The sequence below is a fragment of the Spirulina sp. 06S082 genome (assembly GCF_034932145.1).
Lineage (GTDB): Bacteria > Cyanobacteriota > Cyanobacteriia > Cyanobacteriales > Spirulinaceae > CCY15215.
In genome coordinates this window covers 1-23,825 of record NZ_JAYGHV010000139.1, presented here as the reverse complement: position 1 = coordinate 23,825, position 23,825 = coordinate 1, and the positions used below count along the sequence as shown (strand labels likewise).

22 protein-coding genes and 1 pseudogene are annotated in these 23,825 nt (G+C 42.4%); 14 read left to right on the top strand and 9 right to left on the bottom strand.

The genetic code is table 11. The features are described 5' to 3' along the window. From VB714_RS10140 to VB714_RS10125, 4 genes and pseudogenes are all read right to left on the bottom strand, one after another. On the bottom strand, positions 1 to 1,185 hold a 1,185-nt coding region (locus VB714_RS10140; RefSeq protein WP_323223705.1), incomplete at its 3' end, for a serine/threonine-protein kinase. A gap of 215 nt (positions 1,186 to 1,400) precedes the next feature. Then, positions 1,401 to 1,736, bottom strand: a complete 336-nt coding sequence (locus VB714_RS10135) for a XisI protein (RefSeq protein ID WP_323223703.1) — start codon at positions 1,734 to 1,736, stop codon at positions 1,401 to 1,403. Continuing rightward, a complete protein-coding gene (locus tag VB714_RS10130; RefSeq protein WP_323223700.1) occupies positions 1,724 to 2,140 on the bottom strand; it encodes a XisH family protein in 417 nt (138 codons plus the stop codon). Before VB714_RS10130 ends, VB714_RS10135 begins: the two co-directional genes overlap by 13 nt. 53 nt (positions 2,141 to 2,193) lie before the next feature. Beyond that, positions 2,194 to 2,622: pseudogene (locus VB714_RS10125) on the bottom strand (cation transporting ATPase C-terminal domain-containing protein); the annotation flags it as partial. Positions 2,623 to 2,989: 367 nt separating this feature from the next. Between VB714_RS10125 and VB714_RS10120 the strand changes: the two are divergent. Then, a complete protein-coding gene (locus VB714_RS10120) occupies positions 2,990 to 4,219 on the top strand; it encodes a GTPase domain-containing protein (RefSeq protein WP_323223698.1) in 1,230 nt (409 codons plus the stop codon). Between the two features lie 185 nt (positions 4,220 to 4,404). Here the strand turns inward: VB714_RS10120 and VB714_RS10115 are convergent, their stop codons facing one another. From VB714_RS10115 to VB714_RS10105, 3 genes are all read right to left on the bottom strand, one after another. Beyond that, positions 4,405 to 4,749 (bottom strand): hypothetical protein, encoded by a 345-nt coding sequence (locus tag VB714_RS10115; protein ID WP_323223696.1) that lies wholly within the window; start codon positions 4,747 to 4,749, stop codon positions 4,405 to 4,407. A gap of 247 nt (positions 4,750 to 4,996) precedes the next feature. Continuing rightward, entirely contained in the window at positions 4,997 to 5,410 is a 414-nt protein-coding gene (locus tag VB714_RS10110) for a type II toxin-antitoxin system VapC family toxin (RefSeq protein WP_323223694.1), read from the bottom strand. Further along, a complete protein-coding gene (locus tag VB714_RS10105; RefSeq protein WP_323223692.1) occupies positions 5,407 to 5,709 on the bottom strand; it encodes a hypothetical protein in 303 nt (100 codons plus the stop codon). Before VB714_RS10105 ends, VB714_RS10110 begins: the two co-directional genes overlap by 4 nt. Positions 5,710 to 5,895: 186 nt before the next feature. Here VB714_RS10105 and VB714_RS10100 point away from each other — a divergent pair, with 186 nt between their 5' ends. After that, positions 5,896 to 6,747, top strand: coding sequence for a pentapeptide repeat-containing protein (locus VB714_RS10100; protein WP_323223690.1), 852 nt, complete (start codon positions 5,896 to 5,898; stop codon positions 6,745 to 6,747). A gap of 23 nt (positions 6,748 to 6,770) precedes the next feature. On the opposite strand, the gene VB714_RS10095 is transcribed toward VB714_RS10100, so the two are convergent. Continuing rightward, positions 6,771 to 7,970, bottom strand: coding sequence for a TetR family transcriptional regulator (locus tag VB714_RS10095; protein ID WP_323223688.1), 1,200 nt, complete (start codon positions 7,968 to 7,970; stop codon positions 6,771 to 6,773). A gap of 178 nt (positions 7,971 to 8,148) precedes the next feature. On the opposite strand from VB714_RS10095, the gene VB714_RS10090 reads away from it, so the two are divergent. From VB714_RS10090 to VB714_RS10080, 3 genes are all read left to right on the top strand, one after another. Then, the gene (locus tag VB714_RS10090; protein WP_323223686.1) at positions 8,149 to 9,000 is read left to right on the top strand and encodes an acyl-CoA desaturase; all 852 of its coding nucleotides are present in this window, start codon (positions 8,149 to 8,151) and stop codon (positions 8,998 to 9,000) included. A gap of 47 nt (positions 9,001 to 9,047) precedes the next feature. Beyond that, positions 9,048 to 10,088, top strand: a complete 1,041-nt coding sequence (locus VB714_RS10085) for a hypothetical protein (RefSeq protein WP_323223684.1) — start codon at positions 9,048 to 9,050, stop codon at positions 10,086 to 10,088. A gap of 217 nt (positions 10,089 to 10,305) precedes the next feature. Beyond that, positions 10,306 to 15,705 (top strand): protein kinase domain-containing protein, encoded by a 5,400-nt coding sequence (locus VB714_RS10080; protein ID WP_323223683.1) that lies wholly within the window; start codon positions 10,306 to 10,308, stop codon positions 15,703 to 15,705. 55 nt (positions 15,706 to 15,760) lie between these two features. Here VB714_RS10080 and VB714_RS10075 read toward each other — a convergent pair whose 3' ends face one another. Beyond that, positions 15,761 to 15,955 (bottom strand): hypothetical protein, encoded by a 195-nt coding sequence (locus VB714_RS10075; protein WP_323223681.1) that lies wholly within the window; start codon positions 15,953 to 15,955, stop codon positions 15,761 to 15,763. A gap of 142 nt (positions 15,956 to 16,097) precedes the next feature. Here VB714_RS10075 and VB714_RS10070 point away from each other — a divergent pair, with 142 nt between their 5' ends. The 9 genes from VB714_RS10070 (at position 16,098) to VB714_RS10030 (ending at position 23,781) form a co-directional block, all read left to right on the top strand. Beyond that, positions 16,098 to 17,033: an AAA family ATPase gene (locus VB714_RS10070; RefSeq protein WP_323223680.1), complete on the top strand. Its 936-nt coding sequence runs from the start codon at positions 16,098 to 16,100 to the stop codon at positions 17,031 to 17,033. Between the two features lie 323 nt (positions 17,034 to 17,356). Continuing rightward, positions 17,357 to 17,983, top strand: a complete 627-nt coding sequence (locus VB714_RS10065) for a hypothetical protein (RefSeq protein WP_323223677.1) — start codon at positions 17,357 to 17,359, stop codon at positions 17,981 to 17,983. Positions 17,984 to 18,062: 79 nt separating this feature from the next. Continuing rightward, the gene (locus tag VB714_RS10060; protein WP_323223675.1) at positions 18,063 to 20,393 is read left to right on the top strand and encodes a hypothetical protein; all 2,331 of its coding nucleotides are present in this window, start codon (positions 18,063 to 18,065) and stop codon (positions 20,391 to 20,393) included. A gap of 176 nt (positions 20,394 to 20,569) precedes the next feature. Then, positions 20,570 to 20,905: an NADH-quinone oxidoreductase subunit K gene (locus VB714_RS10055; protein WP_323223673.1), complete on the top strand. Its 336-nt coding sequence runs from the start codon at positions 20,570 to 20,572 to the stop codon at positions 20,903 to 20,905. Positions 20,906 to 20,909: 4 nt separating this feature from the next. Next, on the top strand, positions 20,910 to 22,358 hold the full coding sequence (locus VB714_RS10050; RefSeq protein ID WP_323223670.1) for a cation:proton antiporter: 1,449 nt from the start codon (positions 20,910 to 20,912) through the stop codon (positions 22,356 to 22,358). Further along, a complete protein-coding gene (locus VB714_RS10045) occupies positions 22,343 to 22,732 on the top strand; it encodes a Na+/H+ antiporter subunit E (protein ID WP_323223669.1) in 390 nt (129 codons plus the stop codon). The genes VB714_RS10050 and VB714_RS10045 overlap by 16 nt, the downstream gene beginning before the upstream one ends. Then, the gene (locus VB714_RS10040) at positions 22,729 to 22,980 is read left to right on the top strand and encodes a hypothetical protein (protein WP_323223667.1); all 252 of its coding nucleotides are present in this window, start codon (positions 22,729 to 22,731) and stop codon (positions 22,978 to 22,980) included. Before VB714_RS10045 ends, VB714_RS10040 begins: the two co-directional genes overlap by 4 nt. After that, entirely contained in the window at positions 22,977 to 23,255 is a 279-nt protein-coding gene (locus tag VB714_RS10035; protein ID WP_323223665.1) for a monovalent cation/H(+) antiporter subunit G, read from the top strand. The genes VB714_RS10040 and VB714_RS10035 overlap by 4 nt, the downstream gene beginning before the upstream one ends. Then, positions 23,248 to 23,781 carry a DUF4040 domain-containing protein gene (locus VB714_RS10030; RefSeq protein ID WP_323223663.1) on the top strand — a complete coding sequence of 178 codons (534 nt, stop codon included), beginning with the start codon at positions 23,248 to 23,250 and terminating at the stop codon, positions 23,779 to 23,781. The genes VB714_RS10035 and VB714_RS10030 overlap by 8 nt, the downstream gene beginning before the upstream one ends. Positions 23,782 to 23,825: the final 44 nt, after the last annotated feature.

Sequence of the window (23,825 nt, the reverse complement as noted above, 5' to 3'; positions counted from 1 at the left end):
CGACCATAATTTTATGGTTTTATCACCGCTTCCACTGGCCAAGACCTGTCCAGTGCGATCGAAGGCCACCGTATTAACCCAAGTTGAGTGTCCGGTCAGGGTTTGTAAGAGTTTGCGCGTTGATAGAGACCATAATTTGATAGTACCATCTCGACTACCACTCGCCAACATTTTTCCCGTCGGATTAAAAGCGAGAGAATAAACGTGATGCTCGTGACCGATTAAATCTTGAGATTTTTTCCAGGTAGTTTTTGTAAGAACTTCAAGGGAAGTATCTTGGGGCGGACTAACGGGAATTGTGGGATCGTCTGGGACAGGATTCAAGTCTTGTAAAATCTCATCTGCTGACTTGTAGCGCTGTCTGCGGGTACTTTCGACCATTTTATCGAGAATATAGCCTAACTCAGCGCTTACCGTTGCAGGGGTGCGATCGCGCCAAATCCAAATTTCCTCTTCAGCATCATAAATATCAAAAGGATTCATCCCCGTTAACAAACACAAACAAGTTACCCCCAAACTATAAATATCGCTTGCATAGATAGGTCTACCTAAAATTTGTTCGGGGGGAGCATAACCCATCGTACCAATGATAGTACCGGTTCCGGTTAATGCTGTGGCATTATTGGCTGTAGCTGCGCCAAAATCAACTAAAACTAATTCCCCATCTGTGCGCCGAATAATGTTTTCTAATTTAATATCTCGATGAATGACTTTATGCTGATGAATAAATTTCAAGACAGGGAGTAAACTATTAAGAAAGCTCCGAATTTGTATTTCGTTAAATGCTCCTTCTATTTTTAAAACGGCTTTTAAATCTTCTCCTGCAATAAATTCTTGGACGAGATATTGTTGGTCTTCTTGGCTAAAATAAGCGAATAAATTGGGAATTTGGGGATGAGTACCCAACTCATCTAAGCGTAGTGCTTCTCGAGCAAATAATTCCGAGGCTTTGCTTAAGGTTTCAGGATCTCGTGCTTGGGGAAAAAATTGTTTGATGACGCAATACGGTTTCGAGGGTTTATCTTCATCGATCGCCAGAAATGTCTTTCCGAAACTCCCGGAACCGATGGGTTTAATCCCTCGATAGCGATCGTGTAGTAAAATTGTCCCACCACAACTCTGACAAAAATCGAGATTTTGTTCGTTTTCGGGGTTTTGACACTCTGGATTCAAGCAATAGCTCATAGGATGGGTAAAAGTGCAGGGATGCAAGACGAGACGTTAGGAGCTAAGAAACGGACTAGATCGAGCGTTCTTTTCTCAGCCTAGCAAACTTGCGATGGGTAAACTCTTGTCGTACCTAAATTTTACTATTTTTAATGTCTAGATATAACAAACGCGCAAAAATGCGATCGTATTCTTTCCAAACAATGGGTAGATCGCGAACTATTATATCGGCTTTATCCAACGGCAAAACCTGTAAATTGCCTGATATAGGGATCGTGAAATGCTAAAACAATATCCTCTTTAGGTACACCTAAAGATACTAATTCATCGGCGATCGCAATTTCTGTTCCATCATGTTGAACCCAAATTTTACCATCTTTGATATCTACATGGAGAAAACAGCCATAAAATCTTCTTTGGTTTCGCCAACCTGTCTGAACTAATTGATAATGATCGCGTTCTATATCAAAAATAGTTTGAATTTCGATTTCTTCGTAAGATGAGCCAAACTGAGCGCGATCGCTGAGAAGTTTGAGAATATATTCCCGATATCTTTCTATTTTTTCCATTGGATAATTTCCTCCTTAGCTGGATCGTAAACGATAAGATTGACTTGACAACCTTGAATAATTTTTTGAATTAGAGGTAATTCAAAGAACTCTTTGTATTTTCCTAGAGGAACAGCTAAATATAAAGGGCGATCGGATTCTTGTTCCTCTAAAGCAAAACGATATGTTATATATTGTCCGAGAGCCTTATGAAATTCAGAAATCGCTGATGTCCCTACAAAGCTCTTGATTTCAACGGCTATTTTTTCACCATTTCTTTCAGCTTCTACAATTTTATCTGCTCCGAGATCGATGTAAACTTGAACCCCTCCAATACTAATAAACATGGGATCGTGGGTAATTCTCCAGCCTTCTTTTTCTAGTGCATTTCTGACTGCATCGTGAAAGATATCTTTAGCCGACATAGATTAAGCATTAAAAAAGTAGGGCGGGCATTGCCCACTCTTTCTATTATATCCTATAACACTCGTTTTGCTTTCATTCGAGCCAGCGATCGCATAATTTCACCAATCCAGAGAACAATAGATGTACCACCGATAATCGTTGTCCAATCTGTTAAAGAAAGAGGAACAGTGCGGAAGAAATCACCGCCAAATTGTACCATCAAGATTTGCCCAAAAAATGCGATCGCGGCAATTGCCAAGAATCCTTTATTTTCACCCAAGCTGGCAAAAGCTGACTCTTTTAATCCGAAGCATTTTGCATTAAATAAGTTCCAGAATTGCAGCATGACGAACGTAGTAAAAAGAGAGAGAGTTCGTAAGCTGTAACGATACCATCACTTTGAATGTACAGCAAGAAACCGACCAGACGAGAAGATATTCACCGCCATTGATTTCGAGATAATAAATGCTTCCGAGTTGCGCGGAGGGTCTTCCATAGTGCGAACTCACAATTTCTATGATGGTTGCGGGGTGGGAGTATAACCAGATAGGGGAGGGCAGTTTTGGGCAGGTTGTGGCAGAGGTGAAAGGCAGATTTTTTTTTGTGATTGTCTAATAACTTTATTTATGCTATTCTTAATAAAATCAATACTCTGAATAAAAACCCGGTGCTTCGATCTCCTGTAGGCTAGAATCCTTGCGAATTGTATTCTTTTAATTGAGGTCAGCGATTATGCTGACTTTTAAATAGATCAGCGATCGCTAGAGTGGTTGCAATGTAAGCATTGTAGGTTTATTAAAAAACTGTCCGGAGTATTGATAGAATAAAAAATAGAACACAATACTCTAATTTTATAGAGGTAGAATGTAATGACTGTGATTCACTTTCAGGATTTTGGTAAGACCCATCAAGTAGCTCTCAAGCAGATTGAGCGATGTAATGTACTGGTCATTGGCAACACAGGAGTGGGAAAAACCAGCTTAATTCGGACTATTACCCAGACTCGTCTAAGTACGAGGAGAACAGATGTCATTCCCAAAAAACCTTACACTCCACTAAATATTCCGATCAGACTTTACGATACTCCGGGCTTAGAACGAGAAAAAAATCAGGTCAGACAAGTCAAAAAAGATATTTTTCAATTAATTAAATCGAAAAAGAAACAAGAACCAAAAGAGCAAATCCATATAGTTTGGTTTTGTATCAACGCATTTACCACACGAGAATCAGATATCGATATAGACTGGATTGAAAAATTATCTAAAAAAATTCCTGTTATTATGGTTATTACTAGATCTCTGAGCCAAGAAAAAAGTAATTTTATTCGACATCTAGAGTCTAATTTAGAGAATCTAAAAATACGTTCTGTAATTCCAATCTTGGCTGAATCACAAGAATCAAATAACGGAAAAATCAATCCTTTTGGCTTAGACAAACTCCAATTTCAAACAGAGAAGCTATTAGATGAAATAGCTGATAAAGCTACTCAAAATTCAGTTAATGCTATGGCTGAGAAAGCATTTGGATGGTGTCGGGATGCCTGTGGAAAAATATTTACGCTGCAAGCAAGTTTGCACTTTTTTCCCGTTCCGTTCGCGCAAACCCTGACAGTTCCATTTCTACAGGCAAGAATGATAAAAAGCATCTGTAAAGACTTTAAATACACAAATGCCGCCAATGAAGAGTTGATGAGTATTTCTGCTATTGTTGGACTTGACGGCTTCTTTGAACTAATACTCCGCAATTTACCTATTGATTATAATAATATCCAAAATCTGCACGATATCTTATCAACTCTATGCTCAACAATTCAACAATCCTTAGATGGACTACCCTTCACAGATGGATTAGTTGATGCAATATCAACTTTAGCAGATTCTGATTTTATGAGTACGATTCCCATTTTAACTGCAATTTCTGGATTAGCAAATACTCTATCTGTATGGTTCCTTGGATATGTTTTAATCGAATCTCTAAAAGAATATAAACTTGCAGAGTACAAAGGAGAAGCACCACCTAATCTGCAAATACTCGTAACCGAAAAAATACAGTTCATTCAAACTTCTATGCAACAAGCTATTTTAGTGAGTCCAGCTTGATAACCGTCTATTTTATGATATTTTGCGATCGCAACTCATCCCAAGTATCCGACAATGGGAAATGCGATCTGAGTCTCATTTAGGGAGGATGTTCGCCCAATTGAACCCATAAACTACGAACATAAACCAACAGTTTTGAAAACGATCGCGTACTTTCCGTTTTAACTCAACGGGAATATAAGCACTCACTCCAAACTCTCCGAAGGGTTTAAATGCTGTAAAGTATATCTTGCTCTCGTTTTCAGCATGGTTAAATTATCCACCTGTTCTAACAAAATATCTAACAGGTTGCTTTCTTCCGAAGATAGTTGAGATTCTTTATTTTTCTCCAGTAATGCGCTCAAATTTTCCTGTTTGCTTGGAGCAAGTTTACTTTCAGCCAGTGCCTCCAGTTCTGCTAAACTCAAATTTAGCAAACATTCGGGATCGTGTCTGGGAGCATTAGTCAATCGCTGATAGGTGGCTAAATCTAACACTACCCCAACGCGATCGCCTTGCTCGTTCGTGATATATCGTACTGGCTCATTCATAATAATTCTCTAACTCTCCAATATTCTACCCGATCGCTCTTACTCCAGCTAAAAAATAGCGCGATCGCATCTCATCCAAAGTATTCGGGAATAGGAAATGCGATCGCTCCTCGATCTATAATTACAGAGAACCCAAATAGTATTAGGAAAAACACTAAAATTGGAATTAATTTAAGTTCGTTTGAAATACAAAAAACTTGAAGCGATCGCAACCTATCCAAAGTATTCGGGAATGGGAAATGCGATCTCAGTCTGTAAACAAAATGGTAAATCCTTCTTGAGTAAAATGGCGATCGTGAGTCAAAATTTCTGTAATTCCGAGTTTTCTCATGGTTTGCATAGAGATACAATCTGTAAGACTATAGCCTTTATCAGTACGATTTTGATAAAGTGTTAGACCATCCAGAAAAGATGAGTGAGTTTGAGCAATAACAGTAACGCGATCGCTGTTCAAAATATCTTGAACGAGCCGAATTACTCCATTTTTCATATAAGCATCATAAGACGAGAAAAAATTAAGAAATTCGGTTAATATTTCATCAGTTGTAAAAAGATGAGCATTGACCAAAGTATGATTAAACTCTTTAACTCTTTGATGCCATTTATCTCTTGGATTAATCAGTGCAGACCAGTAAAATGTATCAGCAAATACCTGTCTCATGGCGTTCTTTTGGGCGTTCCGTAAATATAATGATCGTGTTGATCTGCGCCATCTGTAGGAAGTTTAGCGACAACTTCTTCAGGAATATTTTCAGTAAACTCCTCGAAAACTTCCCAGATTGGGCGATCGCGCGATCCTTTCCCATCCATTTCCTTCATACTTTTAACATTGCTACCATTCTCAATTAAAATTTTTTCTTGTTTTGCTTTCACAAATTGCAAGAAATCTAGCACCTCTTTGATGAGATTGTCTGGGGTACGTTCGATTTCTTGAAGGAGTTGTTCTTTTATCGGTGTCATAGTTCGATCCTTCAGGTCAATATAAATTCTATCTTCTCAATATTATAATCTTAAACCCTGTCGGCGATATTTTTCCAGAATTAACTTATAGTAGTCTTTTGGTTGGATACGATCGCCAACAATTTCGAGTTTTTCGACTTCTACCAGCTACTTTCGCAACTCATCCCAAGTATCTGAGAATAGAAAATGCGATCGCGCTCAATCCAATTAGCGTTTAAAATGGAAAAAACCCCTTACCGATCGCCAACCATGAGAAAATTAGTCCCTGCATCAGTCCTTGCGATCGCGACTTCCCTTGTTGTTGCGACTCTCTCTATCTCGACTCCCGCAAAAGCTGAAAACCTACAAGATATGCACCAACTTTTCTCCAGCAAACAATGTATTCAGTGCGATTTAATGAATGCTGGTTTAATTTTGGCAGATTTGCGAGGGGCAGATTTGCGAGGGGCAGATTTGCGGTTTGCTAATCTTAGTCAAGCCAATTTAACGGGGGCAGATTTAAGCGGTGCCAATTTAACTGGGGCTTCCCTCAATGGTGCCAATTTAACGGGGGCAATTTTGGTAGAGTCGAATTTTGCTGGGGCAGATTTGCGAAATGCTTATTTAAGTGGGGCAACTTTCTTGAAAACCCGTTTTGATGGGGCTTATATTCAAGGAACTGTTGGTTTTCCTTACCCGATGGAAAGTGCCGCAACTTTTTATTCAAGAGGAATAGAAGAAGCCAGTCGTAATAATTATACTGGTGCAATTGAAAATTATAATCGTGCTTTAGAAATCAATCCTCAATTTGCGTCGGCTTATTTGGGACGGGGTTTTATGTTATATCGGTTAATTGATGAAGAAGGGGCAATGCGGGATGTACAAATTGCGGCTCAATTATTTGAACAACAAGGAAATGAACAGGGAATTCAAGCAGTAGAATCTTTTATAAAGTATATTAATCATCAGAATAATCCTGAAAGTGGCAGTGGATTGGGGATAGATTTATTGCAAATTCTCGGAGGAATTGGTTCTACAATTCTTCCTTTATTGTTTTAAAGAAACTCTAATCAAATCGCAGGTTAAGGTTTGCGATCTAAGAGTGTTGCTTCTTCAATAGCTGCTTTTTCTTTGGCTCTACGGGCATAGGTTTGTAATTGTACCAACTCTAGCCCCGTGAGAATGCTTAGATTTTCCAAACTCATACCTCGCATTAACATTTCTACACACCAAGTTTGTTGCGCCCGCGCGATCGCGGGAATTTCGCCTTCGGTTAATCCTTCTAACCAGATTTGCCAGCGTTTTTGGATCTCTAATGCAGATATGGGTTGACTTTCCTCAGTGAGAAACAGGGATAATGCTTTATCTTTACGACTTTTTAACCATTTAGTGAGAGGATTGTTGGTATAAGAACCATAACGCTTGCCTAAAATCCATTGATTGACGGGAACTTGTCGCAGGCGATTTGCAACCGTGACTTGCAAAATATGTTGGTTTTTATCGCAAATTTGTTGGGATTTCTCTAAACTGGCAATTTCTCTGGGGGATAATCCTGCCCCAAAAAGAAGATAGGCGATCGCGCTATCTTGTAAACTGGATTTTTTGGCCTGCTGTAAGATGTTATGCACTAAAGTTGTAGGCAGATCGAGGATTTTTGGCGCGATCGCCTTGTCGCGATCGCCAATTACCGAGGATTCTGAGAGAGTGACGCTTGCAAATAACTCCACCAAACTATCCAGAAAGTCCTCGCGATCGCGCCAAAGTTCCTGAAATTCGCTGGTAAAGGCGATCGCCGCATAGCCAATTAACGCCCCTATCCATAAGCTGGAGAGGCGATCGTGGGGAATTTGGCTTTGAGGAAGGGCGACGGCAAAATAGTTGACAATACTACGATTGACCTCTGCCAGGCGTTTCCCGATCGCCTGGCGATTTTCATCAGGATATTGATCGGCTTCCCCGATCAGCGAGCGAAATAGCTCCGGCATTTGCTCTAATGAATGTAAGTTATAACTTGCATACTCTTTCAAGGACAGTTTTCCTGATTCAGATGGCTCAAAACCTTGTAGTAAACTCTTTTCCAGATTGGCAAAGGTGGGAGATTCTTCGATAACGGCGAGGAGTAACCCGTGTTTATTGCCAAAATGACGAAAGAGGGTGACTTCGTTTACCTCTGCTAAATTGGCGATTTGGCGAGTGGTGGTGTTGCTGATACCTTGAGAAACAAAGAGTTCTAGGGCAGCTTGAATTAAGCGATCGCGGGTTGATGGAGATGGAGTTGACATAAAAATGTAAGTATAGCTTGCATTTTCTAGGGGGAGTTGTTAGGATGGTGGCGTGCAAGTAAAACTTACATTTTTACTCTAACACCGACTTGCCCCCTCACTCTATCTTTCTAGGTGGAGAGAAAGGGAGCAAAAAATAGTTTCCTTCGTTTTTTCTGCTCGTTTTAAGGATGCTTTTATGAATTCACAATCTGTTGCTAATGCACCTCAGAGTAATAATTCTCTGACCCTAAATTGGACTTATATCCTCTTTTTTGGCGCATTCCACGCCCTTGCCCTGTCTGCATTGTGGTGTTTCTCCTGGCAGGCTTTAGGAGTCGCAATTTTTCTGCATTGGCTTTGCGGGGGAATTGGCATTTGTTTGGGCTATCATCGTTTATTGAGCCATCGCAGTTTTGAAGTTCCTAAGTGGTTAGAATACGCGATCGCCACCTGTGGAGCCTTGGCTATTCAAGGCGGACCGATTTTCTGGGTAGGAGGACACCGACAGCACCACGGTTATACGGAGGATGTTGAGAAAGACCCTTATTCCGCCAAGCGGGGATTTTGGTGGAGTCATATACTTTGGCTACTTTACCCGAAACAGGAAGCCTTTGATAAAGAATATTACAGCAAATACGCTTCGGATTTACTGCGTCAACCTTTTTATCGCTGGCTCGATCGCTACTTCTTATTATTGCAAGTGCCTCTTGCAGTCTTGCTTTATGCTTTCGGCGGTTGGTCTTTTGTCATCTACGGAATTTTCCTGCGATCGGTCGTATTATGGCATTGTACCTGGTTTGTGAACTCCGCAACGCATACATGGGGCTATCGCAGCTTTGCTTGTGACGATAATTCCCGTAACCTTTGGTGGGTGGCACTTTCAACCTATGGAGAAGGCTGGCACAATAACCATCACGCTCATCCGCGATCGGCTCAGTCTGGTTGGCGTTGGTGGGAAATTGATGTCACCTGGTACACGATCCAGTTACTCGATCGCCTCGGGTTAGCGAAAAAGGTTCGTAAAATTCCGATGAGCAAAATAAGCTAAAGAATATGTAATAATGGTGCGACTGTCCCCTCGATTTGCTCTTCCCTATGGTTCAGTCCTTCCCCCCTCCATCTACCGAAGAAATCGTAGAGGCATTAGAAACCCCTACGGATTTTAACTTCCAACTCCCCGATCCTGAAGACGAGGACATCCAAGAACACGATTTTCAACAGCAACTCGATCGCGTTTGGAAAGTTTGCGAACAATTTGACCTACAAACGGATATTTGGCGGGGGCGCATTTTGCGATCGGTGCGCGATCGCGAGAAAAAAGGAGGAGATGGAAGAGGGACAGGGTTTATCAATTGGCTGAAGAAGCGGGAAATCACAAAAAGTCAGGCTTATGCGCTGATTCAATTGGCAAATAGTGCCGATACTCTGGTTGCGGAAGGACAACTCGATCCCGAGGCGATTAATAGATTTAGCAAACGGGCATTTGTCGAAACTGCGAAATCGTCTCCAGAGGTGCAGAAAATGGTCTCAGAAGCCGCTTTAGGAGGCGATCGCATCACGCGACGAGAAGTGAAGCAATTGGCGGATGAATGGACAGCCATGAGTTCGGAATTACTGCCCGATGAAGTCAAAGAAAAAGCCTCAGAAGGGGGACTTCCACCGCGCCATCTCGCACCTTTAGTCCGGGAAATGGAAAAGCTGCCCGATATTCATTTGAAGGAGATGCAGCGAGAAATCGCCGAAAATCCCGATATCGATACCGTGAAAAATCTCACTTCTTCCGCCAAGAATCTTTCCAAATATCTCGATGCAGCCGCGCGGGTACAAACCTTGAAAAAAGGCTCAGTTGACATCGAAATGGCGCTAGAAGAAGCCTTACGCATCGATTGTTTGAATACTGCCGCCGATATTGTCAAACAAGCCACCAGCCTCGAGCAAATGGCAGCAAAACTCTTTACCACCTGGAAGCGCTTAAGTAACCTTGCCGATCGCCTTTATGTCGATACGGGAGCCAGTAATCCCAACCTGCGATCGATGTTAACCTGTTTGGAAAGTTTGACCGGAGAAACGATAGAAGTACAGTTAGACGATGCGGGAGAAAAAATTGTTCGTTTGAAAGTGATCGCCGAAGAATAAGAACTAAATCAAGCTGGATCGGAATGCAGTCGGACAAAATCCGCATCCAATCAACACTTTTTCTCTCCCAAAAAAGAGAATAGCGTGTATGTACGGATTGAGAGATATAAACGAGATATTGTTCTATACAGTTATTTCCTGTTTAACAACTAAGATATCGCTTAAAATTCTATGTTAAAACGAGAATGGTGATTTTTCTCCCCTAATCTAACATTTCATGGTTGCCCTTGCCGGATACGAAGATTTCAGGCAAATCTACAATAGCGCTAACTCCCAAGTTTACCGCGCTCGGCGAATTAGCGATCGCCAACCCGTGATCCTGAAATTTCTCAACAGCGACTATCCTACCCCCAAGGAAATTCGGCGTTATAAACAGGAGTACTATCTCACTTTTAATTTAAAATCGCCTAATATTATTAGAGCTTACTGCTTAGAAGAATGGGAAAGAAGCTATGCGATCGCCTTGGAAGATTTTGGGGGCATTTCTCTGAGAGAATGGCTGGAACAACGGAAAACCACGAGTATTCGGGAATTTTTACCCCTGGCGATCGCGATCGCAGAAAGTTTAGGGCAAATTCACAGTCAAAATATCATTCACAAAGATATTAATCCTGCCAATATAGTTTTTAATCCCGAAACAAAGGAACTTAAAATTATTGACTTTGGGATCGCCACTCAATTGACTCGAGAAAACCCGACTTTACAAAATCCAAATGTTTTAGAAGGAACCCTCGCTTATATTTCTCCAGAACAAACCGGACGCATGAATCGAGGTTTAGATTATCGCACAGATTTCTATTCTTTGGGAGTGACTTTCTATGAAATGTTAACCGGAAAATTGCCCTTTGAAAGTAGCGATCCTCTAGAATTAGTTCATTGTCATATTGCCAAAAATCCCTCTTTAATTGCCGAAGAACAGACATCAGTAAACAATCAGCCCTTATCTCCCCCTATCCCTCAAGCTATTGCAGATATTGTTCTGAAATTGATGGCAAAGAATGCAGAAGATCGCTATCAAAATGCTTACGGATTAAAAGTAGACTTAGAATACTGTCTCCAACAATTAGAAGAAACCGAGACAATTGCTCCATTTCCCCTAGCTTGCCAAGATGTTTCCGATCGCTTTCAAATTCCTCAAAAACTCTACGGACGAGAACGAGAAATTGAACTCTTACTCTCTGCCTTCGATCGCATAGCTGACCCTAAAAATAAAAACTTTTCACATAGCGCTTTAATGCTAGTTGCAGGTTATTCCGGCATCGGTAAATCAGCATTAGTGCAGGAACTTTATAAACCCATTACTGCCCGTCGAGGCTATTTTATTGCCGGAAAATTCGACCAGTTTCAAAGAAATATTCCTTATTCTGCAATTGTATCAGCTTTTCGGGGTTTAGTGAAACAAATCTTGGGAGAAACCGAAACACAATTACAAATATGGCGAGAAAAACTCTTAAATGCGTTAGGAAATAATGGACAAGTGGCGATCGATGTCATCCCAGAAGTTGAATTGATTATCGGCAAACAACCTAGCGTCCCTAACTTAGGCGCAAATGAATCGCAAAATCGTTTTAACCTTGTTTTTGGTAACTTTATTCGTGCCTTTTGTAGTGTCGAACATCCTTTAGTTATTTTCCTAGATGACCTGCAATGGTCGGATTTAGCCACCTTAAAATTAATGGAAAGGCTTCTAGAAGATAGCCAAACGCAATATCTTTTAATATTAGGGGCATACCGCAATAATGAAGTCTCCTCGGGACATCCCTTTATCGTTACTCTTGAACGATTGCGGCAAAAAAGGAAGGAAATATCAGAGATAACCCTAGACCCTCTTAAACTCGAACAGATTGCTCAATTGATTGGCGAAACTCTGCACTGTTCCCCGGAAATTGTTGGAGATTTGGCCAAATTGGTATTGCAAAAAACGGAAGGAAATCCTTTTTTTATCAATGAGTTTTTACAAGTTCTTTATAGCGAAAACTTGTTGACCTTTCATCGTCTTTCTGGACTTTGGCAATGGAAACTATCTGCGATCGAAGCCACGGGATTTACTGATAATGTGGTGGAGTTAATGATGGGGAAACTGCAAAAATTACCCAAAATTACTCAAAAAATATTATCCTTATCCGCTTGTTTGGGAGCAGAGTTCGACCTAGCAACGGTAACATTAATCGGTCAGGTGGATAAAGAGATAGGCAGCCAACAAACCCGCCAAAATATCTTTCAAAACTTAAAAATTGCCCTCGATCGCGGCATAATTTTTCCCCTCTCTCAACTTGATGAAAATTTACTGATCCAAGCCTATAAATTCAGCCACGATCGCATTCAACAAGCCGCTTATAGTCTCATTCCCGAGAAGGAAAAGCCCGCAATTAACTTGCAAATTGGTCGTCTTCTCTTGGATAATATTCCCGCAAGTGAAAGAGAAGAAAAACTCTTTGATATTGTCGATCGCTTCAATCGCGGTATTACCCTCATTACCGATAAAGAAGAACAGGAAAAGGTTATTTGTCTCAACTTACAAGCCGGACAAAAAGCGAATAATACCACCGCTTATGAAGCCGCGATCGCCTATCTAGAAACCGGAATTTCACTGTTAAATTCAGATTGTTGGCAGAATCAATACGAATTAGCCCTCACTCTCCATAACGAAGCCGTTAAAGCCAATTATCTCAATGCCAATATCGATCGCATGGAGGCACTTGCAGATATCGTCCAGAATAACGCAAAACATCCCCGCGATCGCGTGGAAATTGGCGAAATCAAGCTGGATACCTACACCAATCAAAACCGCATGGTAGAAGCGTTAAGCGTGGGTTTAGAGATTCTGGCATCTTTAGGGATTGAATTTCCCCAGGAAGTGACTCGTGCCGATTTTGCCCCTGGTTTGGCTAAAATACAAGCCATTATTGGCGATCGCCAGCCGACAGAGTTGGCAAATTTACCCGTAATGTCAGACCCTCTCATACAAATAGCGCTACCTTTATTAATCAAAATTTTACCCGTCACTTATTTTGCCTCTCCAGCCCTCTTTCCCCTCACGGTTTTTAAACAAATTGAACTTTCTACAACCTACGGTAATACTTCTGCCACAGCTTTTGGTTATGCTACTTATGGCATGATCCTTTGTGGGGTTGTGGGCAACTTTGACCTCGGTTATGAATACGGTCAATTGGCTTTAAAGATACTGGCAGATTTTGGCGATCGCAAGTTTGAATCAGCCGTTTTTATGATAATATACCGCTTTATCAGCCATTGGAAAGAACATTTACGATCTGCTCTCGAACCCTTACAACACGGTTTTGCGATCGGTTTAGAAACAGGAGATTTTTCCTATAGCGGTTATTGCAATCAAGGCTATTGTCTGCGGCTTTTTCTAACAGGAATTGAACTCACTGAAGCAGAACGAGAAATCCAAAGTCACAGCGAAATGCTCGAACGCATCGGACAGCAAACCGCCCTCAATTACAATAGACCCTATTGGCAAGCTGTTGTCAATCTACAGGGAAAATCCTCTCAACCCGATCGCTTGCAAGGGGAGATTATTAATGAGGAAGAACTCATTGCTTATTATCAGGAAAGGCAAAATGGTAGCGGCTTATGGGGAATTTATGTAACGCAATTAACTCTGGCTTATTGGTTTGGTAACTTTGAACGAGCAGCGATCGCCTCTAATGCTGCAAAACAATATTTAGCGGCTGCAACCAGTCATGCTTTAATTCCCGTTTGGCGCTTTTACGATTCCCTAAATCAGTTATCAGTTATAACTAAATCTCCTGACGATGACTATGAAATCATCTTAGCAAGAGTAACAGAAAACCAAGAATATTTAAAGCGTTGGGCAGAATCTGCTCCAATGAATTATCTACATAAATATTACCTTGTGGAGGCCGAACGCTATCGGGTTTTGGGCGATCGCGCAAATGCGATCGAATTTTACGATCGCGCGATCGCCCAAGCACAAGAAAACGAATATATTCAAGAAGAAGCCCTTGCTAATGAATTGGCGACCCAATTTTATCTCAATTGGGGCAAAGAAAAGATTGCCCGCGCTTATGCCATCAATGCTTACTATTGTTACGATCGCTGGGGGGCGATCGCTAAAATGCAACACTTAGAGGAAAAATATCCTCGCTTATTTGCCTTGGATGGGGGACAATTTCCGCGATCGCTTTCAACAACGCACCATTTTCTCGAAACTCGAACTACCAGAAGAGGTAATAATAGTGAAATTCTAGATCTAGCAACGGTAATGAAATCTACAAGTGCGATTTCTAGCGAAATTGTTTTGGATAAGTTGTTAGCAGCTTTAATGAATATTCTAGTTGAAAATGCAGGAGCAGAACGAGGCATTTTATTATTATCTCATACAGACAAAACAAATGGACAATCGCCTCGCCTTTTTGTGGAAGCCACAAAAGAATCTCAATCCAATAAAATAGTCATGTCGAAATCAGTTCCTCTTGAAAATTTTGAGATGATTGCTAGAAAAATTGTCTACTATGTTGCTCGTACTCAAGAAACTATAGTCCTACATAATGCAGAGGAAGAAGACCGATTTACAGACGATGCCTATATTCAACAGTATCATTGTCAATCAATTGCTTGCGCTCCTCTCATCAATCAAGGAAAATTACAAGGGATTATCTATCTCGAGAACAACCTGACAACCGGAGCATTTACCCGAGAGCGCTTGGAATTCTTACGAACATTAGCCGCTCAAGCTGCCATTTCTTTAGAAAATGCTCGCTTATACGACAATATTACCACGTTGAATGCTGCCTACGAGCGTTTTATTCCTTCTCAATTCCTCAGTTTCTTAGAGAAAGAAAGTATTGTCGATGTAAAACTTGGGGATCAAGTCGAGCGAAAAATGACGGTTTTATTCTCCGATATTCGGGATTTTACTACTATTTCCGAACAGATGACCCCGGCGGAAAACTTTGCTTTTATTAACGAATATCTCGGCTATATGGAACCACAAATTCAGGCTCATGGGGGATTCATTGATAAATATATTGGCGATGCAATTATGGCATTATTTCCAGAGTCTGCGGATAATGCTTTGCAAGGCGCGATCGCCATGTTAGAAGAGCTAAAAAAGTACAATAAAAAGAGACAAGAAAGAAATTTAATCTCCCTGCGTATTGGCATTGGTTTGCATACGGGTTCATTAATGTTGGGAACCGTGGGGGGATTTGGTCGCATGGATGGAACGGCGATCGGGGATGCAGTCAACCTTTCTTCACGAGTAGAAGGGTTAACAAAAACCTACGGTGTTTCTCTTTTAATCACGCATCAAACCCTTGCACATTTAAACGATCCTCTGCAATACGATTTGCGCTTTATCGAGCAAGTCAAAGCAAAAGGTAAAGCAAAAGCTGTGGGATTATTTGAAGTTTTTTCCGCCGATTCTCCCGAACTTCATGCAGGGAAACAAGCGACTAAAGATAAATTTGAAAGAGCAGTAATGCTGTTTCATCGGCGCTCATTTCCCCAAGCTGCAAGTTTATTTAAAGAGTGTCTGCAATCTTATTCTAGCGATCGCGCTGCTCGCAATTATCTCGATCGCTGTCATCAGCATATTTCCCAATGGGTCAGAGGACAAGAAAAAGTTTGAATTTCTCGCAGCGCGATCGCATTTCGTGAAATTTTCATGCGATCGCGCTGCAATTTTATTCTTCTTTTTCGTCCTCCTCGTCATCGGGTAAACTAAATAAAGCAGTTGCTCCCCCGATCGCGATCGCATTGGTAGTATTGGCGAGATTGGTTTGGACTTCGGTGGGGTTGGGATGGAGTGCGATCGTAATGCTGACGGTAGCGGCGATCGCGGTGATAGAAGTAACTAAGTTGCGGAGGTTGGTTTTCATTTCTGTTCCTCAATTTCGATATATTCATCATCTCCCACATCACCAATATGTTCAGCCCTTGTTGCGTATGACTTACAGCTATTTTAAGTATGAGTTCGGTATAAGTTAATATTAAAGACATTAATCTTGGTTTCTGTACTCCATGAAACTTACAACCGAAGGGAAAAAACAGGTTGATTATGCTCTGACGAACAAAGCGTGGACGTTAGAAGATTTTCAGGCAAAAAGTGATTTTCAGATTTCAACGATCAAAAATTTCAGTGCAGGTAAAGATGTTCGGAAGAAAACTTTCGTAAGTTTGTGCGATCTACTAGGGATTCGTTGGGAAAGAGCATCGGGACAATCTCAATCTTTCCCTGTCTTGGCAAAATGCAATGGTCTCAACAGTCAAAATCCCTTTATGAAGCGGGGAATGTTAGACACCTTAGAAGAAATTTATGGACGCGATCGCGAACTTCGCCAGGTGTTTGAATTTTTGAACAGTGGTACAAGTGTTGCTTTAGTTGGCTGCGGGGGAATGGGAACCTCTTCGCTATTGCGGGCGATCGAACAAAAAGCACCGAAAAAGTTACCTCATCGCAAACTCGTGTATTTGAATATGCGCGAAATTCTCGATCGCGACAGTTATTATCAAACCTTGGCGGCGGAAATTGGCATTACAGCAGAACCACAATTTCAGTTTCAGCGTGAATTGAAACAGCAGAGAGTTTTGCTATTGCTGGACAAGGTGGAACAGTTGCGGGAACATTGGTTTGATGATGGGGTGAGGAATCAATTGCGGGCTTGGGCAAATTCAGGAGTGCGATCGCCTTTACGGCTGGTGGTAGCCGCGCATCGTCCTTTAACGGAGTTATTTGAGGATAGCGGGATGGATTCGCCTTTTGCTAATATTTGCCATGAGTTACAGTTGCAGCCTTGGGATGCAGTGACGGTGCAGGGGTTTATCGAGGATCGTTTGGCGGGAACAGGGGTACAATTTACGGAGGAGGAAACGGAAGAAATTATCGCCAAGAGTGGCGGTATTCCCAGTCAAGTGATGCTGTTTTGTTATGAGTGTTATGAAGATTATCGAGATTAGTCTTAAAAATTTAAAAATTATTTTGGCAATTAAAATAATTCTCTCATCATCGATCCGCCGGGGAATCAAATTCCCCGTCTCATACAAAAAGTCCTCTCAAGAGGACTGCTTTTGTCAAATTAAGGTAAAATCTCGCGAAATTAATCCATTTCAATGGATTTCTCGTATGAGACAGGGATTTTCAATCCCTGGCGGATCGACGATAAGCAGAACATTCTAATTGCAGATTGATTTTTTTCTTTGCCATTCAATCTGTAGCAGAACAAAAAAAAGACAATTAAATAGATAGTTTGTCATAAAAAATTCTAAGATACTTGAATCAAATGTCTTACAGCAACTTTACCAATCTCAACATCGTGCAACAAGAATTTAATCTCGTTCTCGAAGAAAATCGCAATTTGTTTGCCGATGTTGCAGAAATTGAACCTTCGGATTATCTCAAACAAACCTTAGCAGAATATTTGCCCTTAGCGACGGCAATTAATACGGAAAAAGCGCGATCGGAGTTTCTGCTTGCTCCTATTCTCGCAGAACTTCGCCGTCAAGCTAATTATCAAATCAGTCTTTTTTCTGGGACGGAATTTGAGGTGGATCGAGAACGAGGTTTGAATGGCTATTGCGATTATTTGATTTGTTGTTCTCAGGAACAATATTTTATTCGCGCCCCTGTGGTTGCGATCGTGGAAGCGAAGAACGAAAATATTAAGGGAGGGTTGGGGCAGTGCGTGGCGGAAATGGTGGCGGCGCAGATTTTTAACCAACAACAGAATGTGAAAATTACCAAGATTTACGGTATTGTTTCGACGGGGACAACCTGGAAATTTTTATTGTTGGAAAAGCAAACTGTTTCCATTGATAATATCGAATATTATATCAATCAAATTGCCAAAATTATCGGCATTCTTTTACAACCCATTCGAGATGTAGGGTGCGTTAGCGGAATAAAATGAAGCGTAACGCACCGCAATATTATCGAATTGGTGCGTTACGCTGGCGCTAACGACACCCTACTACTAAACACGCAAAATAATGAGCAACGATAACCCTATCCCTCGTTTAGATTTGGCACCAAAGTTAAAGCGTCCTCTTTCTTTGTGGAATCCTTTGGATTATTTGCGCTTGTTGTATTGGGTGTTTTATTTTCCTCAAGCGTTGCGATGGTATGTGGAGACTTTTGGCGGTGGGGAGAATTTAAGAGATGCTAAGACATGGCAAGAGCAAATAGATTTTTTTAAAAGAAACCAAATTCAATTAAAACTAACACTTCAAAGTATTTTTTTATTGGTTGAAACATTAGTAATTTTTAAATTAGTTGTTACAGGATTAGGTTTTTCTTTTAACTGGTTCGGTGTGGCGGGAGGTGTGGCAATCTTACGCCCTGACAATTGGTTTCTCAGCACACCTGTTAATTGGTTCGCACTCCAAAATGAAAGTTGGTTATTTCCTCGCATTAGTGTTTTACCCTTACCCTTTCTAGAAAAAACGTTAAAAAAGAGTTTACACTTTAATTGGGAAGAAGGTTTGCATAACAGTAACGAATTATTGAAGTACAGCTTGCAGTTTATTCCTGTTATTCAATGTCTTAATGAAGAAATATCTCAAATTCCAGAAGATCAACTAATCTACCGCATTTCACAAATTGCTATAGAGCCTTGGGACTGGGATATTCTCAAATTTTGTTCTTCATCTTTGAAGGATACTTTACAGAAAATATTTTGGGATGAACTTTTTATTATCCCTAAAAGTTGGCGATACAAAGTAACTAGAAATCTAAATACTAATCTTCGTTTCGATTTTCCTCATCGCTCAATTGCAGCAGGATTTTGGCTATTTTATTGTCATCAGCCCGATCGCGCCACCGAAGCCTTTGCAGTCGTCCGTAACATCCTCTACGGCGAAGAAATGTACATACTCGCTGAAACCCTCCACCGCTTCACCCAAGCCGAAACCCCCGAACAGATTGCCCAAACGCAACCCCTCGACTTTCCCCGAGAAAACCTCCTCCGTCCCAACACTTGGCAGGCACTCAGCGCCCTCCGTCGCGTCATCGAAGACACCCAACTCGTGCAGAAGAGTCCCTCCCGTACCAGTCGTTCCCTCGCCCTCAATCGCGCCCAAGGGGAACTCAAACAAATCCTCGACACCCCGGAAAATCTCCCCGAAGCCGAACGAGAACTCATCCTCGACATTACGCGATCTTGGTTGGATGCCCTCCTCAAGATCGCCGGAAAAATCGGCGAAATCGAAATTACCCAACCCGTCACCAACCCCTACACCATCGGCGACCCCGTAGAAGGCGAGAAATTCATCGGACGAGAGGACATTATGCGAGAACTTGAATCCTATTGGGTTCATACCACCCATCCTCAATCCGTCGTCCTCTACGGTCATCGACGCATGGGCAAAACCTCCATCCTGCGAAACGCTGCCACCTGTTGCGGCGCAAACCTCCAAGTCATTTACGTGAACCTGCAAGGCCTCGGTAACGTCAGCCAAGGCACCGGAGAAGTTCTGATGAGTATCACCGATGAACTCGCCGAAACCTTCCACCTGCAACGCCCCGCAGATAACGACCTCCTCAACCTCCCCCAACGCACCTTTGAACGCTACCTAAAAACCATCATTCCCCACCTCGATCGCCAAAACCTAATTATCGCCCTCGACGAATTTGAAACAGTTGAAAAACTGATCGAACAGGGACAAATTCCCCCGGACTTCATGGGCTTTTTGCGAGGCATGGTGCAACTCAGCCCCAAAATTGCCTTTGCCTTCGCCGGACTCCACACCCTGCAAGAAATGACTGCCGACTACTTCCAACCCTTCTACGCCAGCGTTATCCCCCTCCACGTCAGCTTCCTCAAACCCGCCGCCACCCGCCAGATTCTCGCCAACCCTAACCTAGATTTCCCCCTCGACTATACGGGAGAAGCGATCGATCGCATCCACGATCTCACCTTTGGCCAGCCTTACCTCGTGCAACTCATCGGCTTTTCCTTGGTCCGCCGTTATAATGCCCTCGTCTTTGAAGAAAACCGCAAACGCGACCCCAGATTTACCCTCGAAGATGTAGAAACCATCATCGAAAATCCCGAATTTTTCCAACAAGGTCGCTACTATTTCGATGGCGTTTGGGATCAGGCAAAAAAAGGCGCACCGGGACAACGAGAAATCCTCCAACAACTTGCCCCACACCAGGAAGGATTGCCCCGAGAAACCCTTGAGAATGCCCTACAATTTGATGTAGAAATGTTAGATAATGCCCTTGAAGACCTCAAGCGTCACGATGTCGTCAAAGATAGCGAAAACGGTTATAAAATTATTGTCGAATTGTTTCGCATTTGGGTAATAAAGAACGGGTAATTTGCTATCATGCTCGAACAAGATTGATCTGATTGGAATTATTGCCAATCTCTCCCAGAATCAATGAACTGAATCCATTATCATTGCCAAACAACTCTTGTAAAAATTATTATTTTGTCTGGAGCCGCAAATAGTGTATCCTAGCAAACATAATAATTACCCCATAGGTCAATTCCGTGTTAGAAGCATTTGTATTCGCTACTATTTTGTGCGGATTTTTCGGCATCTTTCTTAAGAAAAACCTACTGATGAAAATCGTCTCAATGGATGTGATGAGTACAGGGGCGATCGCCTACTACGTCCTCATTGCCTCTCGAGAAGGTTTCCTCACGCCCATTCTCTCCGAGAATAGCATTGATGGGGCTTACGCCGATCCCGTTCCTCAAGGGGCGATTTTAACCGCGATCGTCATTGGCCTCTCAATTCAAGCGTTAATGCTAGTCGGGGTCATGAAACTTTCGCGAGATCACCCCACCTTAGACACCCACGAGATCGAGAAGGATAATACATAAGAGTATGAACGCAATTACGATCGCCTGGATCGCCCTACCTTTCTTTGTCGGCTTTCTCATTTATCTCCTGCCCAAACTCGATCGCTACCTCGCCCTATTGGCAGCTTTAGCATCAGTGGGCTATGGCTTCTGGCTCTTTTCCCAAGATTCTCCCCTTGCTCTCACATTACTCGACAATTTCGGCGTTACTTTAGAAGCCGATACCGCGAGTGGCTTTTTTATCTTGACCAATGCCCTCGTTACGGTAGCGGTCGTTATTTACTGTTGGGATACGAACAAAACCGCCTTTTTTTATACTCAAGTCATTATTCTGCACGGTAGCGTCAATGCCACCTTTATCTGTGCAGATTTTATCAGCTTGTACGTTGCCCTTGAAGTGAGCGGCATTGCCGCCTTTTTGGCCATCGCCTATCCCCGTAGCGATCGCTCGATGTGGGTCGGTTTGCGCTATCTCTTCATCAGCAACGTGGCCATGCTCTTTTATCTCATCGGTGCAGTATTGGTCTATCAGGCAAATAACTCCTTTGCCTTTGCTGGGTTACGGAATGCTCCCCCAGAAGCCCTGTCCCTCATTTTTCTGGGACTGTTAGTTAAAGGGGGAGTTTTTGTTTCTGGTTTATGGCTGCCCTTAACCCACTCGGAATCAGAAACTCCCGTTTCCGCCATGCTCTCGGGGGTTGCGGTGAAAAGCGGCATATTTCCCCTCATGCGCTGCGCTTTAATCGTGCCGGAGGTGGATCCCATTGTGCGTTCTTTTGGCGTAGCCACCGCCCTCCTAGGGGTAGCTTATGCCGTTTTTGAGAAAGATACCAAACGAATGTTGGCTTTTCACACGGTTTCGCAACTGGGATTTATCCTGGCTGCGCCGGAAGTTGGGGGATTTTATGCCCTCACTCATGGTTTAGTTAAAGCAGCACTCTTTTTAATTGCGGGAACTTTACCCAGTCGCAACCTCAAAGAATTGCAACAGCAACCCATCGCTACCCCTCTCTGGATCGTGTTGGCGATCGCCAGTTTCTCTATCTCCGGTTTCCCCTTGCTGTCGGGTTTTGGAGCCAAGATATTAACCATGAAAAATCTCCTCCCTTGGCAAGTTATCGGCATGAATTTGGCGGCATTAGGAACCTCGATTTCCTTTGCTAAATTTATTTTTATCCCCCATCAACAATCCGTAGAAGATCGCAAAAGTAGACCGGGTTTCTGGATAGCCGTTATTATTCTCCTCCTTGGCTTGATTGTGGCCAATGTTGCCTACTATGATGCTTATAACCTGACCAATACCATTAAACCTTTAGGGACGATCGCCCTAGGTTGGTTGGCCTATTTTGCCATCTTCAAAAAATTAAACATCAAACTGCCCCGCGTCGTGGAGCAATTCGATCATTTAATTGGTTCTATGAGTCTTGTTTTGATTTTACTCTTTTGGATGGGGTTTGCATGGTTGGACATCTAATCTTACGCTTAACAATCTGGTTTCTGCTAACGGCGGATCTAAGCTGGCCAAATATCCTGATCGGGCTAAGTATTTCGCTGTTACTCCCTCGCGGTTATACCAACCCAGAAGCCCTCAAAGATTGGCTGTTAGTACTGGGGAAAATCCTTTGGGCTATTCCCCAGGCTTATATCGAAGCCTTCGATCTCATTCTGCGTCCCCATAATGAAGAAGATATCATCTTGGAACAAGTGGAAAAAAAGCGATCGCACCGTCTCGTTTTTTTAGATATTTTACTCATTACATTCACCCCCAAAACCATTGTGGTCAAATATGACGAAGAAGGGGGATGGTATGAAGTCCATCGCGTCATTCGGAGGAAGAAACAAACATGAACCTGTTATTAATTGCCATGATTCTCGCCCTACTCATTCCTCTTTATGATGCTTGGAAAAATGATAATATCTGGCAAAAAATGCTGGCCTTTGCCAGTATCTCCACGAAAACCGCAATTTTGATTTTATTCATCTCGGTTTTGCGGGATGATTGGGCGATCGGCATTATCGGCGCGATCGTTCTCACGGTAGGAAATGCAGCCTTAATGCTGCTGGCAAATATCATTAAACGCATGAACGAAACATGATTGATTTTATTAGTTATACTTGCTTTACTGTGGGCATTATCTTCTGGTTTTGGGGAACAATTCCCCTCCTCAGCCAGCGATCGGTTTTATTTAAACTGCACAGTCTTTCAGTATCGGATACTCTTGGCTCCATGAGCATTGTTTTCGGACTGCTGCTGAAAATTCCTCGGGAATGGCCTTTGCTGGTGCTGGCAATTGTTTGCTTGGCACTCTGGAATACAATGTTAGGCTACGTGCTGGCTTATTGCTCCAGTAGCGGGGGGAAAAATGAATGAGAGTTATATTTATGCGATCGCCGCTCTGTTGCCCTTGACGGCAATCATGCTAGTGTTACAGGTCAATCCCTATAGCGCCCTCGTTATTCGGGGTATTCTTGGGGCAGTGGCGGCGTTATTATATGCGGTTTTAGGGGCTCCCGATGTGGCTTTAACGGAAGCATTGGTGGGAACCATGCTGGCGATTACTTTGTATGCGGTGGCGGTGCGATCGTCTATGGTGATGCGTTTAGGCGTACTAGCAAAGGAAGGAGAAGATGGTTCTCGCGGGGAACTCATGACAGCCTTACGCCGTATTGTTAACAAGCGCCAGATGCGCCTCGAATTAGTGTCCTATGTAGAAGAAGAAGAGTTACGTGCAGCTTTGCAGGACAAGGATATTCATGGAACTTGCCTTCGAGAAGGAGAAAGTTATTCTATTGTCATGCGGCTGCAACGTCTTTATCAGATGGTAGAAACGGAACCGATCGCCCTCCCCATAACCCTAACTTGCACCGAGAATTCGGACTTACAGGAGAAACAGTGATGAAATGGCTCTACATTGCGGCAGGAATTGCCCTTTATATTAAA

Coding starts and splice junctions, on each gene's coding strand:
- VB714_RS10040 (WP_323223667.1), top strand. CDS start 22,729: ATGAACCTGTTATTAATTGCCATGATTCTCGCCCTACTCATTCCTCTT.
- VB714_RS10120 (WP_323223698.1), top strand. CDS start 2,990: ATGACTGTGATTCACTTTCAGGATTTTGGTAAGACCCATCAAGTAGCT.
- VB714_RS10065 (WP_323223677.1), top strand. CDS start 17,357: ATGTCTTACAGCAACTTTACCAATCTCAACATCGTGCAACAAGAATTT.
- VB714_RS10105 (WP_323223692.1), bottom strand. CDS start 5,709: ATGACACCGATAAAAGAACAACTCCTTCAAGAAATCGAACGTACCCCA.
- VB714_RS10035 (WP_323223665.1), top strand. CDS start 22,977: ATGATTGATTTTATTAGTTATACTTGCTTTACTGTGGGCATTATCTTC.
- VB714_RS10090 (WP_323223686.1), top strand. CDS start 8,149: ATGAATTCACAATCTGTTGCTAATGCACCTCAGAGTAATAATTCTCTG.
- VB714_RS10110 (WP_323223694.1), bottom strand. CDS start 5,410: ATGAGACAGGTATTTGCTGATACATTTTACTGGTCTGCACTGATTAAT.
- VB714_RS10135 (WP_323223703.1), bottom strand. CDS start 1,736: ATGGAAAAAATAGAAAGATATCGGGAATATATTCTCAAACTTCTCAGC.
- VB714_RS10095 (WP_323223688.1), bottom strand. CDS start 7,970: ATGTCAACTCCATCTCCATCAACCCGCGATCGCTTAATTCAAGCTGCC.
- VB714_RS10070 (WP_323223680.1), top strand. CDS start 16,098: ATGAAACTTACAACCGAAGGGAAAAAACAGGTTGATTATGCTCTGACG.
- VB714_RS10060 (WP_323223675.1), top strand. CDS start 18,063: ATGAGCAACGATAACCCTATCCCTCGTTTAGATTTGGCACCAAAGTTA.
- VB714_RS10130 (WP_323223700.1), bottom strand. CDS start 2,140: ATGTCGGCTAAAGATATCTTTCACGATGCAGTCAGAAATGCACTAGAA.
- VB714_RS10030 (WP_323223663.1), top strand. CDS start 23,248: ATGAATGAGAGTTATATTTATGCGATCGCCGCTCTGTTGCCCTTGACG.
- VB714_RS10100 (WP_323223690.1), top strand. CDS start 5,896: ATGCGATCGCGCTCAATCCAATTAGCGTTTAAAATGGAAAAAACCCCT.
- VB714_RS10075 (WP_323223681.1), bottom strand. CDS start 15,955: ATGAAAACCAACCTCCGCAACTTAGTTACTTCTATCACCGCGATCGCC.
- VB714_RS10115 (WP_323223696.1), bottom strand. CDS start 4,749: ATGAATGAGCCAGTACGATATATCACGAACGAGCAAGGCGATCGCGTT.
- VB714_RS10050 (WP_323223670.1), top strand. CDS start 20,910: ATGAACGCAATTACGATCGCCTGGATCGCCCTACCTTTCTTTGTCGGC.
- VB714_RS10045 (WP_323223669.1), top strand. CDS start 22,343: ATGGTTGGACATCTAATCTTACGCTTAACAATCTGGTTTCTGCTAACG.
- VB714_RS10080 (WP_323223683.1), top strand. CDS start 10,306: ATGGTTGCCCTTGCCGGATACGAAGATTTCAGGCAAATCTACAATAGC.
- VB714_RS10085 (WP_323223684.1), top strand. CDS start 9,048: ATGGTTCAGTCCTTCCCCCCTCCATCTACCGAAGAAATCGTAGAGGCA.